This is a genomic window from Yersinia aleksiciae (genome assembly GCF_001047675.1).
In the GTDB taxonomy this organism is placed as follows: Bacteria; Pseudomonadota; Gammaproteobacteria; order Enterobacterales; family Enterobacteriaceae; genus Yersinia; species Yersinia aleksiciae.
Map to the genome: position 1 here is coordinate 1,374,839 of NZ_CP011975.1, position 13,932 is coordinate 1,388,770.

Sequence of the window (13,932 nt, forward strand, 5' to 3'; positions counted from 1 at the left end):
CATATTCATGACCGCTATCACAATCAGCACATCGTAATTTCCCAAGCTGCACGGCACCGTCTAAATTTGAATAAAAAATCTCATCCGACCACTTGTCCAATCCGGCCAGGGCGGCGAGAAATAACAATAACGGTTTGGCTATATTGAGCTGATTGATAGAGCCAGAAGTACACCCGATGGAGACTGCAATGTTAGCTTACCCTCACCTGCTCGCGCCCCTGGATCTGGGCTTTACCACCCTGAAAAATCGCGTATTAATGGGATCAATGCATACCGGACTAGAAGAGCTGCCCGATGGCCCACAACGTCTGGCGGCATTTTATGCTGAACGGGCTGCTGGCGGCGTTGGCCTGATTGTCACTGGCGGCATCGCGCCCAACAAAAAAGGGGTGGTCTACCAAGGCGCATCAGTGCTAAATGACCCCGTACAACTCCCCCACCATCAAATCGTGACTGATGCCGTGCATCAGGCGGGCGGCAAAATCGCGCTACAAATTCTCCACGCAGGCCGTTACAGCTATCAGAAACAGCCGGTGGCCCCCTCTCCCTTGCAAGCGCCCATTAATCCCTATGCACCGCAAGCCTTGAGCCATGATGAGGTGCTACAAACCATCGCTGACTTCACCCGCTGTGCCCAGTTGGCCAAACAGGCCGGTTACGATGGTGTCGAGGTGATGGGATCCGAGGGTTACCTCATCAATCAATTCCTCGCTGCCAGAACCAATCACCGCGATGATGAATGGGGTGGCGACTTCACTCGCCGGATGCGTTTTGCGGTCGAAATTGTACGAGCAGTTCGCCAAGCCACGGGACCTGATTTTATCCTGATTTACCGCCTGTCGATGCTCGATCTGGTGGAGGAAGGTTCCAGTTGGAACGAGATAGAACAGTTGGCGCTGGCAGTCGAACAAGCTGGAGCTACCCTGATTAATACCGGTATTGGCTGGCATGAAGCGCGCATCCCCACCATCGCCACCATGGTGCCACGGGCCGGATTCAGCTGGGTGACCCGAAAATTGATGGGCAAAGTGCGCATTCCATTGATCACCACTAATCGCATTAACGATCCGGCAGTGGCTGAACAAGTGCTGGTCGATGGCTGTGCGGATATGGTCTCGATGGCACGCCCGTTCTTAGCTGATGCCGCTTTTGTCCAAAAGGCCGCACAAGATCGGGCGGATGAAATTAACACCTGTATCGGCTGCAATCAGGCCTGTTTAGATCAGATTTTCGACGGCAAACTGACATCATGTTTGGTCAACCCGCGAGCCTGCCGTGAAACGGAAATGCTAATTTTGCCAACGGAGGCACCAAAGCGGTTAGCCGTGGTGGGCTCTGGTCCGGCCGGATTAGCCTTTGCGGTCACCGCCGCCAGCCGTGGCCATCAGGTGACACTCTTTGATGCCGCAGCCGATATCGGTGGCCAGTTCAATATCGCCAAACAGATCCCCGGCAAAGAAGAGTTCTACGAAACCCTGCGCTATTTCCGGCGTCAATTGGTACTTCATGGGGTAATTCAGCAGTTGAATACCCCGGTACAGCCACAACAATTGGCTGATTTTGATGAAGTGATCCTCGCCTGTGGCATTCAGCCGCGCTTGCCAGCCATCACGGGTATCGACCATCCCAAAGTGCTGACCTATCTGGACGTACTGCGTGATAAAAAGCCGGTTGGGGAGCGGATCGCCATTATCGGTGCTGGCGGGATTGGTTTTGATACCGCGGAATATCTCAGCCAATCCGGTGACACCAGTAGTTTGGATAGCGCGGCCTTCAGCAGTGAATGGGGGATCGACCAAGAGCTAGCCCATCGCGGCGGTTTATCGCCAGTAGGGGCCAAAGTGGAACCCTCACCACGGCAGATTTTCCTGTTACAGCGAAAAACCAGCAAAGTGGGCGAAGGTTTGGGGAGAACGACTGGCTGGATACACCGCACCAGTTTGGCTATGCGCGGCGTGAAGATGCTCAACAGCGTCAGTTACGAACGCATTGATGATGAAGGTTTGCATATTACCCGCGCTGAACAGAGCAGTTGCTTGCCCGTCGATACCATCATTATCTGCGCGGGTCAGGAACCACGACGTGAATTGTATCAACCCTTGCTGGATATGGGCAAAACCGTGCATTTGATTGGCGGTGCTGACGTCGCTGCCGAGCTAGATGCCCGCCGGGCAATTGATCAAGGGACTCGCTTAGCGCTAGCAATTTAAGTTAGCTAATCGGAACAGGGTGTAGCAAAAAACACACCCTGTAATCTCCCGCAGTACATCAGATTCAGCCCCCCAAAAATACAGCCTTCTATGTGAAATAAGCTCATTTTCACTGTGCGCCAAAATAATAGATATGCATTGTTGAATGCACGATAAAAATAGCATTCGATAATATTAATTAACACCTAAATATATGAGTAATTAAATAAATAAATAAATAGCAGAACATCATCCACAAAATAAGCAAAATAAGCAAAATAAGCAAAATAAGCAAAATAAGCAAAATAAATATTTATAAGATAAAATAATTGAACCATTCAGACAAAATAGAATAAATTAATTCCTTTAACCACTCTTACTTCAAAATCAACATATTTATAGCCCACAATCATTCAATTACATCCAACTCAAATGAAAGCAACCTTTATAAAAATATTGCTTATCATTAATTAAAATCAACTACATGGACAGTTATATTAATCATGAAAAACAAAGTTAAGTCACAAATAATAACCCAGATGAATATAAATAATATCCGAGAAAACTCGCTATTAAGGAAAAAGAGCCCCATTGCTATTTTTATTGCTACTGCGCTGTTTGTTTTTGGTAGTGATCATGCAATGGCTGCGCCTGAAGATACATACACCTATACGAATGAAACAATTGGTACAGGTGGGAAACATAAAAAATTATATATCACCGACACTCAAAGTGTAAATGATATGCTAGTTCATGAAGGTTTCCTTCACATGTCTGGCGAAGCTGAAGCTTATAGAACAACAGTTCTCGACGAAGGCGATCTACATTTAGATGGTTACAAGCCAAAAGCTTTCAATACGAAAATCGAAAGTGGTGGCTTATTTTCACTTCTTGGTGGAGCCAGTGCTCATGCTACTATCGTTAATCTCGGAGGAACAATGTCTATAACGCGAAGCACATCAGATCCTATAGTGCTGCGCGACACTACAATAGGAGGCATATTACAATTAAGTGGGGGTCAAGAGTGGATTATGGAGGGGGTTCAATTGGAAGGGGAGACTCACTTCCTCACTGGTTCAAAATTAGAAATTGGTGCTGATGCTCGGGATAAAGAAATTTATCTTACAAATAATGGAAACCTTATTATCTCAAACAATATGGAAATAAAGTCTGGAATAAAAGGTAATGGACAAATAATAATACAGAAGGACGCCTTCGATAGACCCGAAAAACTAAAGTTAACCTTAATTGGTCGGAATCTCAACGATCCTGATGATGCTGATTATGATTACTCAGGGGAAACATCTTTGATAGATGGTACTCTTCAAATAAAACAGGCCACTTTTCATAACAGTCCAATTACAGGTATAGGCGCAGAAAAAACAGAACTCTGGATTGGTGAAACGGGTTCTGACAACAAATCTTATCTGCGAACAACCGTGCAGAACACCCATGTTTCTATTCTTAATAATAGTCATTGGGATATGACCGAAAATTCCACTATTTACAATTTGAATATATCATCCCTTGGAAGTATTAATCTTGGTTATAATGGCAGACTTGGAAATATATTAACCATTGGTGAAAACTATTCTGCTAATAGCCAAAGTCTCTTAGAATTTAATACTCAATTGGGAAATGATGACTCCCCAACTGACCGCATGATTGTTCGAGGGGATACCTCTGGCGAAACCAATGTTAAAGTCAATAATATTGGAGGCACAGGAGATAAAACAGATTTCGGCATCCTGTTAATCCAAGTGCTAGGTGAATCTAATGGTGAATTTATTCAATTAGGCCGTGCTAAAGCCGGTGCTTTTGAATACAAATTAGGCCGAGGAGAAAGTGATCTTTACAAAAATTGGTATCTGCACAGTAGCTTAGCTGATTACACCGTGGATAATAACAAACCAACGGATGCTGAACCGACTTTAGCTCAAGGCGCGACTCAGCCAACCGCCCTCGCCCCGAAGGAAGACACTGATACACTCGGTATACTGCCTGATTATCCCGACGAAGATATTAGTGAGAACAAACGAGTTAGCAGCAAATTAAATGAGACAAAACCAACGGCTCATACCACGAATGTGGATGATTTCACTGTAGGTCCTCATTATCCCGATGAGAATGCTGATAAGAACAAACCCGTTAATATTGATGAAAAACATGATGCTGAAGATGCGCCACCAGCAGCACCAGCAGCACCAGCAGCAAAAACCGTAACAAATGATAGCGCCAGTAAAACCAAGGCCGCTACGACTGCCAAGGCATCATCACCAAGCCAGCCACAGGTTTATGCCCCTGAAAATGGTAGCTATATTGCCAATATTGTCATGGCAAGAAGCTTGTTCAATACCCGCTTCGAGGATCGCTCCGGAAGCTATCAATATAAAGATGCGGTGAGTGGCCAATGGCGCACCTCCAGCATGTGGATGCGTACCCAAGGCGGTAAAAATAATTTTGGTCATGCTGTCGATCAATTAGATATCAACGGGAAATACTACTCGGTTCAACTCGGGATGGATGTTATTCAAGAGGGAAGCGGACGTATTGGTGTGTTGGCTGGATTAGGTAAAGCCACCAGCCACAGCAAGTCTAAAGTCACCGGTTATTACTCCAACGGCTCCGTTAATGGCTATAACCTCGGCGTATATGCAAGCTGGTTACCTGAACAGAAAGATAATACCGGTTTCTATATTGATACCTTGGCGCAATATAGCTGGTTCAACAATACCGTTAATGGTCAGGAACGAGCGGAGGATAAATATAAATCATCCGGTTTCACCACCTCAATCGAAAGTGGCTATACCTTTAAAATGGCGACTACAGACCAATTGGGTTATTTCATTCAGCCTAATGCACAAGTTACCTTACAGGGGATCCAGACTCAATCACATAAAACAGCCTACGGCGAGTTAATCAGTGATGGCAATAAAGGCCACATGGTCACCCGTATTGGTGCAAAAACTTACTTGCAAACCATGAATAGCCAGGATAGCCAATTCACGCCTTTTATTGCCGTTAACTGGCTTCACCAAAATCAAAACACCGGTGCGATTATTTCAGGGCAACGTGTTGAGAGTAAAAGCAAAAATAGCACTGAATTTAAGATTGGTTTAGAAAGTAAGATTGAGCAACAACTGCATGTCTGGGCGACAATAGACTATCAGATGGGGCGTTATAGTGATAATAACGCTAATGCTTTGGCTGGCATAAAATACCACTTCTAACATCAGTAAGTATCACCCGAATCACTGATTCAAGTCAGTGATTCGGGTAAGTGCGCGCCGCTAACAACCCTGCGGCTTCAAGTTTGCAGGGTATACCCAAAGTCATTGGAGTCGCAGGTAGGCAGCAAGCAAATGCATCCCGATGAGCTTACATCAGTAAGTGATTCGGGTATGTACGCGCCGCTAACAACCCTGCAACTTCAAGTTTGCAGGGTATACCCAAAGTCATTGGAGTCGCAGGTAGGCAGCAAGCAAATGCATCCCGATGAGCTTACATCAGTAAGTGATTCGGGTATGTACGTGTCGCTAACAACCCTGCGGCTTCAAGTTTGCAGGGTATACCCAAAGTCATTGGAGTCGCAGGTAGGCAGCAAGCAAATGCATCCCGATGAGCTTACATCAGTAAGTGATTCGGGTATGTACGTGTCGCTAACAACCCTGCAACTTCAAGTTTGCAGGGTATACCCAAAGTCATTGGAGTCGCAGGTAGGCAGCAAGCAAATGTATCCCGATGAGCTTACATCAGTAAGTGATTCGGGTAAGTGCGCGCCGCTAACAACCCTGCGGCTTCAATTACGCAGGGTATTTAGAAATCGCTGTACGACATATCCAGACTCCCAGAACCACCGCCTTCTGAGCGAGATGAGGCCGTTTTCACCGCTTTCAGTACCATAAACTTCTGGTTGGAATCCAGTGTTTCGCAATTACCAAACAAGCGCTTCAGTTTGTGGAAGTAGTCCAGATGACGGTTACCGACGATCATCAGCTCGCCCCCGACTTTCAGGCAACGCTTGGCATCACAAAACATCTGCCAGGCGACATGGTCGCTGACCGCGTGCTGTTGATGGAAAGGTGGGTTGCACAGCACCAATTGCAAGCTCTCGCGCTCAACACCTGCCAACCCATGGCTCACCATAAATTCACAGCGCGACAAATCCTGCGGGCGATTATAGGTGATATTCAGTTCACTGGACGCCACTGCCATGTAGGACTCATCCACAAACAACATTTCTGCTAGTGGATTTTGCTCCAGCGCGATTAAACCAACCACCCCATTGCCACAGCCGAGATCTGCAATTTTACCCGTCACATCATATGGCAGGATCTCCATAAAGAAGCGTGCGCCGATATCCAGATTATTGCGAGAGAAAACGTTCGCGTGGTTATGGATAACATACTCGGTATTCGCCAGCGGCCAGTCAGTGGTTTCAGCGGCGTCGGTCAGTGGCAGATCCGCCACTTCACAGTGGATAAGCCGGGCTTTCTTCCATGCCAACGTCGTTTTGGTCGGCCCAAGAATGGTTTCAAACAGTTGCAGGGTGGAATTATGCACGTCGCGGGATTTCGCGCCGGCAATAATCACCGTATCTGGGGCGACAACGCGGCGCAAAGCACGCAATTGCTGCTCCAGCAGCGCCAAGGCTTTAGGGATCTTAATCACCACCAGCTTAGGGGCTTCTGGCAAAGCATCAATGCTGCTCAGTAATGTAACGGCGTCTTCATCCAGACGGTTTAAACGCAAATTATGCGCCGTTGCCAGTTGGCTCATATAAGAATCACTGACACTGAATGGCCGATGAGCATGTAAAGCGCAAGCCAGCGTACCAAACTGATCGTTAAACACCAGCACCGGGCGGTCATCAATTAGATTTAAATCAATGTGTTGTAACAGATATTCATCTGCTGCTTCCCACGCCTGTAGGGTATTGGAATTTTCTTGTGGCGGAAAACGCTCAAGCTCAAGGCTTTGCGTTCCCAGATCGAGTTGGCTCATCACCGCTCCTGAATAATAAATTTGGGCTGTTTATCCCCTAAAACGGGCGATCAGTAAAATGTTTTTTTACTTAAATGGCATTTTATCGACACCAAGGCCCACAAAACAAAAAATGCTGAGGACAGAGTGAGGAGAGCAGCCGAACCAATAGCTTGGGTCGACAACAGGTTCCACTCACGCACCAATCCTTATTAAATATTATTTTCATGCCGAGTCATTATCAACACAATCAATTCCTGCTGGCTCAACATAAAATATCGCTCGGTATGTAAACCTACATTATTACTTAACTTCTTATTATCACTTATTCATCGAATAGATTAAATGATAAATATTTCGTGATTTAATTATTTAGATCTTACGTCTTTTATTTTAACGGGTTAGCGCCAAAACATTTATTTCATATTACATCTTATCTTTATCATCAGGATTTCTATAACCAGCTTAAAAACGCTGAAGTATCAATTACCAGGAAGGTAAACCAATAATGTCATTATTAGATTTTATACAACCGAGCCCCCCTACTCGCCCCTCTCATTTATCTACATCCCGTATCCCGTATCATTTAGCACCTTGTGCCAAAGCCATCGGAGTTTTGTTGTTAATACTGGGCAATACCACTGCGTGGGCAAGTATTGATACTGAAAAAAAAGAACCCGAAAGGTCGGCCCAAGCGCAAGAAATGATACAGCACCTTGGGTATTTAAAGCAGGATAGGGAGAATCAGCTGAATCTGCATCCAGATCAGAGACAGAAGGGGAAGATTGAATATCTAGAGGGGCAGATCCGGCAGCAATATGAGCAACTGCAAAATATGCACCTGTCTGAATACAATGTGTGGGATCTGATGACACAGGCGGAAGTACAGAAGAGTCTGGTGGGAACACAGAAGGCATTGGAGGAAACACAGGAGGATCTGGCACAACTACGAAGGGAATTGGAGCAGGGACAGGAAGTTCTAGCTCAAAAACGGAAGCAACAAGATCAGGTCGGGCAGAAAGACACATCGCTTGTCACCACCACAGACAAACCTAAATCGGCACCTAAGAAAAAAACCAAACAAGAAACCAAGCCACAACCTAAACCAGAATCTATCATTGAGCTGAACCCACAGATCGGTATCTATATCGCGAACCAGATCGCAGCTCAAAAAATGTTTATTACCGACGACTTACAACATCGCCAAAGGGAAACACTCTACATTGACCCACTCACAGGCGAGAGAAAAACGACCAACATGTGGTTGAACACCTCAAGCACAGCAAGTCGTTTTAATGCAGGCCACAAGCAGTTGAATACCAAAAGTTCTCGCTACGCGATCCAACTCGGAGGGCCGCTGATCAAATGGAGCTATGGCGAAAACGATCAAGGACTTTTGGGTATCACTACTGGTTTGGGCCGGGCCACAAACAACAGCTATTCTGCTTCCTCTAACAACCAGGTCCACGGATCGGTAGAAGGCTATAACCTTGGCTTATATAGCATCTGGTTCGCCGACAGTGACACAAGGCTCGGAACTTACGTTGATTTGCTGACGCAATACAGTTTTTTCAAAAACCACATTAGGACGCCAGGCGTTAGAGATGTCACTCATTACCAATCGTATGTATTCACCACAGCATTAGAAACGGGTTACAAAATTCAGCTACTCGAAAAAGAGCAGGCCAGATTCTTTGTACAGCCTAACGCGAAGGTATCCTGGCAGTTGAGCAGCGGGCTGCAGCACGACGAAGTCGCTAGAGAGCCAGTCACGATTGAGAAAAGTGATTCCGTCGTGACCAAATTAGGCGTACGTACAGCACTGGAATTCGACATTGCTACTTTGTCGACTAAAAACCTACAAATCAGCCCCTCCTTTGAAGCCAATTGGATACATAACAATGGAAATAAAGGGACATGGCTAAGCCAAACTCGGGTGACACCACAAGGTAACCGTGATATTGCCGAACTGAAGCTGGGCATTGAAAGCCAAATCAGCAACAACCTACAGCTGTGGACGAACTTAGGCCAACAATTTGGCCGCCAAAAATACTCTGAGACTCAAGCTACAATTGGGGGAAATTACCACTTTTAAGTCACCGCTTCTTTAAATCAAAACATCCAATGCGGGTAAAGCTTAATGGTGATATCTGCATTGGTCACTTTTTGTCTAAACAGCAAGAAAACGTTATTATCAGGCTATCACCACTAACAATAGATTCATCAAATTAGCCAGAGCAAATTATATATGCAGGAACTAACCTATCTGCAAGGTTATCCCGAACACTTACAATCTCAGGTACGCCAACTTATTACCGACCAGCGGTTGGGCAGTGTATTGCGCCAGCGGTATCCACAAACTCATGATTACAATACAGATAAAATGCTGTATCAATACACGATTGATTTAAAGAACCAGTATTTGCGCAATGCTCAGCCACTGAGTAAAGTTGCTTACGACAGTAAAATTCAGGTGATGAAACATGCGCTTGGCCTGCATACCGCCATTTCCAGAGTGCAAGGCGGCAAATTAAAGGCCAAAGCCGAAATTCGGGTCGCGACCCTATTTAAAAATGCCCCTGAAGCTTTTCTCAAAATGATCGTGGTCCACGAACTGGCTCATTTAAAAGAGAAAGATCACAACAAAGCGTTCTACAGTTTGTGCTGCCATATGGAGCCGCAATATCATCAGTTGGAGTTTGATACTCGCCTCTATCTGACACACTTAGATCTTTTTGGCACGATTTACTAGCATTTGCATGATGATTCAAGAAAATCCATCGGTGACTCTAGGGTCATGATAATCTGGCCGTTCAACGTGTTTTTCTTCTGTAGGAATGGAGTTCACTATGATTCGTTTAGCCGTTATTGGCACCAATTGGATCACCGCGCGCTTTGTTGATGCTGCCCACGAAAGTGGCAAAATAAAACTGGTCGCGGTTTACTCTCGTCGACTGGATCAAGCTCAAAAATTTGGCGCTGATTATAACGTTACTGAATGCTTTGATCATTTGGAAGCCCTTGCAGCAAGTGATCAAATTGATGCGGTGTATATCGCCAGCCCGAACTCCCTGCATTACCCTCAGGCTAAACTGTTCCTCAGCCATAAAAAACACGTTATTTGCGAAAAGTCATTGGCCTCGAATCTGGCCGAAGTCGAATCACTGGTGGCTTGCGCCCGCGATCACCAAGTAGTACTGTTTGAAGCCTTTAAAACGGCCTACCTGCCTAATTTTATTCAGCTAAAACTGTCGTTACCGCGTGTGGGGAAACTGCGCAAAGCCTTTATTAATTTCTGCCAGTACTCCTCTCGCTATCAACGCTATCTGAATGGCGAAAATCCTAATACTTTTAATCCAGCGTTTTCTAACGGCTCGATCATGGATATTGGCTACTACTGTCTGGCCAGCGCGTTGGCATTATGGGGTGAACCAAAATCGGTGCTCGCCAGTGCGAGTTTGCTACCCAGCGGGGTTGATGCCCACGGCACCATTTGTCTGAATTATGGTGATTTTGATGTGGCTATCATCCATTCGAAAGTCAGCCAATCAGATATCCCCAGTGAAATTCAGGGGGAAGATGGTTCGCTAGTTATCGAAAGCATCTCTGAATGCCAATCTGTTGCCTTTACGCCACGCGGTAGCCATTCACAAGACCTGACGCAACCACAGCATATTAATACTATGCTGTATGAAGCTGAGGTTTTTGCCAATTTGGTTGAAAATAAGCAGGTAGAACACGCAGGGTTGCAGCTGTCATTGCTAACCTCGCGCATTCAGACCGAAATTCGCCGTCAGACTGGCGTTATTTTCCCAGCAGATACCCAGCCGCCTGCTCTATAGCCAAAGTTATTGATGTTGCAACAAACAGCGATGCAGCATCAAGTACTCAGGGTGACGTTAATATTTTGTTTCAGTGATTGACCAGCAGGCCGTTTTCCATTATTTTTGCGCGGCAAAGGGGAGTAACTTCATTGCCGGTCTGCCGTCATTACGGTGCGAAAGCACCCGGTTACCGGGCAACCTCATTAATGTACAAGTGCCTGTTTAGGACTTTTGCATTAGTAGAGTTGTAAGTGAGACCTTGCCGGAAGGCGAGGTTTGCTTGCAGCTCAGACATAGCGGCTGGCGTCTTCCGACGTTGGCCGTTTTTGTTTTTATGAGGTTCCTTAAATGATGAATACCGTGGGTACTCCCTTACTCTGGGGTAGTTTTGCTGTTGTGGTGACGATCATGCTCGCCATTGACTTACTGTTACAGGGCCGCCGTGGCTCACAAACCATGACTCTGCGCCAGGCGGCTTGCTGGTCGTTAGTCTGGGTGAGCTTGTCTTTGCTGTTTAACGCCGGTTTCTGGTGGTATCTGGCCGAAACCGTCGGTCGTGAAGTCGCCGACAAACAAGCGCTGGCCTTCCTGACTGGCTATCTGATTGAAAAAGCACTGGCCGTCGATAACGTCTTCGTCTGGTTGATGCTGTTCAGTTATTTTGCTGTTCCAGCCAATTTGCAGCGCCGCGTGCTGATTTACGGTGTGCTGGGTGCGATTGTGCTGCGTACCATCATGATCTTTGCTGGAAGCTGGCTGGTGTCGCAATTCAGCTGGATCCTATACCTGTTCGGGGCCTTCCTGCTGTTTACTGGTATCAAAATGGCATTGGCGAAAGAAGACGATACACCCATCGGCGAAAAACCGCTGGTTCGCTGGATTCGTAACCATCTGCGCATGACTGACGAGTTACACGGCGACCGCTTCACTGTGCGTAAAAACGGTCTGCTCTATGCCACGCCACTGGTGCTGGTATTGATTCTGGTTGAGTTGAGTGATGTGATTTTCGCCGTCGACAGTATTCCGGCGATCTTCGCCGTTACCACCGATCCCTTTATTGTTTTGACTTCTAACCTGTTTGCTATTCTGGGCTTACGCGCCATGTATTTCTTGCTAGCAAATGTGGCAGAGCGCTTCTCAATGTTGAAATATGGCCTATCGGTCATATTGGTGTTTATCGGTGTCAAAATGATGATTATCGATCTGTTCCATATCCCTATCGGCATTTCATTAGGTGTGGTGGCGGGTATTTTGGCACTGACATTATTGATTAACGTTTGGGTGAATCATCGCGCAGATCGCCGGTCAGCAGCAGATAAAGCTGTCCATAAATAGTCTTCTTAGCAACACAATATATTACGCGGGGTGATTATTACCCCGCATTTATTTTGCACACCCCTCTCTCAACCAAATGTTATTACGATCACATAAATGTAAACAAAATGTTATGCAAATTAGATCTACATTGGATTTTGCTAATTGTCTCTTTCCTGCCCAATAGATTCCCTTATACTGTCAAAGCAAACACACCCAGTTACAAATAATACTAAGTTACAGGTGTGAGAAAATCGCTCGGCCACGTTCCGGCTGAGTGCGTTGATCAGTTAAAAATAAAATTAAGTTCAACTTGGGAAGAGGCATCACTGGAAAACTATGGCAAACACATCTTCAGGATTCATCGGATTTATTATCCGCGGCAGCTTGGTTAAACAGATACTGGTCGGCTTGGTTGCCGGTATTATTTTAGCCTTGGTCTCTACCCCGGCAGCAACAGCCGTCGGCTTGCTCGGCACACTGTTCGTTGGCGCATTAAAAGCTGTCGCACCGGTTTTGGTGTTAATGCTGGTGATGTCCTCGATTGCCAACCATAAACAAGGCCAAAAAACCAGTATCCGCCCTATTCTGTTTTTATATTTATTAGGCACCTTTTCAGCGGCACTGATTGCCGTGGTGATTAGCTTTCTGTTCCCATCAACACTCATTTTGGTCACCAGTACTGCCGAAATTACCCCGCCAAGTGGGATTGTCGAAGTATTGAAAGGCTTGTTGAGCAGCGTGATAGCTAACCCTATCCATGCACTGCTGAATGCCAACTATATCGGTATTTTGGCTTGGGCTGTGGGCTTGGGTGTCGCTTTACGTCATGCGGCAGATACCACCAAGTCACTGATTAACGATATGTCTGATGCCGTGACCAAAGTGGTACGTGTGGTGATCCGTTTTGCGCCACTGGGTATTTTCGGTCTGGTCTCCTCAACCATGGCAGAAACCGGTTTTGGCGTGTTACTGGGCTACGCACAGCTGCTGGTGGTCTTGATTGGCTGTATGTTACTGGTGGCATTAGTGGTCAACCCACTGATCGTTTACTGGAAAATCCGCCGCAATCCTTATCCATTGGTATTTGCCTGCTTGCGTGAAAGTGGCGTCACCGCCTTCTTTACCCGCAGCTCAGCTGCTAACATTCCAGTGAACATGGAAATGTGCAAGAAGATGAACCTGAATGAAGACACTTACTCAGTCTCCATTCCGTTGGGTGCCACCATCAACATGGCAGGCGCGGCGATTACCATCACCGTGCTGACACTGGCGGCAGTGCATACCTTGGGTATTGCTGTGGATCTGCCAACCGCCCTGCTGTTAAGTGTAGTGGCTGCGGTCTGCGCCTGTGGGGCATCTGGTGTAGCCGGTGGCTCACTGCTGCTGATCCCGCTGGCATGCGGCATGTTTGGTATTCCGAACGAAATAGCGATGCAAGTGGTTGCGGTTGGTTTCATCATCGGCGTATTGCAGGACTCAGCTGAAACCGCGCTGAACTCCTCAACCGACGTGTTGTTTACGGCGGCAGCCTGTCAGGCAGATGATGCAAAACTGGCGAATCCAGATCCGCTGGCGAGCCGTAAAATCGTCTAATTTAAATCGCAATAATGATTATCGGG

8 protein-coding genes are annotated in these 13,932 nt (G+C 46.4%); 7 read left to right on the forward strand and 1 reads right to left on the reverse strand.

Annotated elements, in window-relative coordinates; translation table 11 throughout:
• The first annotated feature begins 188 nt into the window (after positions 1–188).
• Together ACZ76_RS06335 and ACZ76_RS06340 are read left to right on the forward strand one after the other, a co-directional pair.
• On the forward strand, positions 189–2,210 hold the full coding sequence (locus tag ACZ76_RS06335) for an NADPH-dependent 2,4-dienoyl-CoA reductase (RefSeq protein WP_048617820.1): 2,022 nt from the start codon (positions 189–191) through the stop codon (positions 2,208–2,210).
• Positions 2,211–2,692: 482 nt separating this feature from the next.
• Positions 2,693–5,419, forward strand: coding sequence for an autotransporter outer membrane beta-barrel domain-containing protein (locus tag ACZ76_RS06340; protein ID WP_082146897.1), 2,727 nt, complete (start codon positions 2,693–2,695; stop codon positions 5,417–5,419).
• A gap of 586 nt (positions 5,420–6,005) precedes the next feature.
• Here ACZ76_RS06340 and rlmG read toward each other — a convergent pair.
• Entirely contained in the window at positions 6,006–7,193 is a 1,188-nt protein-coding gene (gene rlmG / locus ACZ76_RS06345; protein ID WP_048617823.1) for a 23S rRNA (guanine(1835)-N(2))-methyltransferase RlmG, read from the reverse strand.
• 487 nt (positions 7,194–7,680) lie between these two features.
• On the opposite strand from rlmG, the gene ACZ76_RS06350 reads away from it, so the two are divergent.
• The 5 genes from ACZ76_RS06350 (at position 7,681) to sstT (ending at position 13,906) form a co-directional block, all read left to right on the forward strand.
• On the forward strand, positions 7,681–9,267 hold the full coding sequence (locus tag ACZ76_RS06350; protein ID WP_235428211.1) for an autotransporter family protein: 1,587 nt from the start codon (positions 7,681–7,683) through the stop codon (positions 9,265–9,267).
• A gap of 153 nt (positions 9,268–9,420) precedes the next feature.
• Complete coding sequence (locus ACZ76_RS06355) at positions 9,421–9,924, forward strand: M48 metallopeptidase family protein (protein ID WP_048617825.1); 504 nt, start codon at positions 9,421–9,423, stop codon at positions 9,922–9,924.
• Between the two features lie 97 nt (positions 9,925–10,021).
• Positions 10,022–11,014 (forward strand): Gfo/Idh/MocA family protein, encoded by a 993-nt coding sequence (locus tag ACZ76_RS06360; protein ID WP_048617827.1) that lies wholly within the window; start codon positions 10,022–10,024, stop codon positions 11,012–11,014.
• Between the two features lie 330 nt (positions 11,015–11,344).
• Positions 11,345–12,331, forward strand: coding sequence for a TerC family protein (locus tag ACZ76_RS06365; protein ID WP_048617829.1), 987 nt, complete (start codon positions 11,345–11,347; stop codon positions 12,329–12,331).
• 318 nt (positions 12,332–12,649) lie between these two features.
• Positions 12,650–13,906 carry a serine/threonine transporter SstT gene (gene sstT, locus ACZ76_RS06370; protein ID WP_048617830.1) on the forward strand — a complete coding sequence of 419 codons (1,257 nt, stop codon included), beginning with the start codon at positions 12,650–12,652 and terminating at the stop codon, positions 13,904–13,906.
• Positions 13,907–13,932 lie beyond the last annotated feature (26 nt).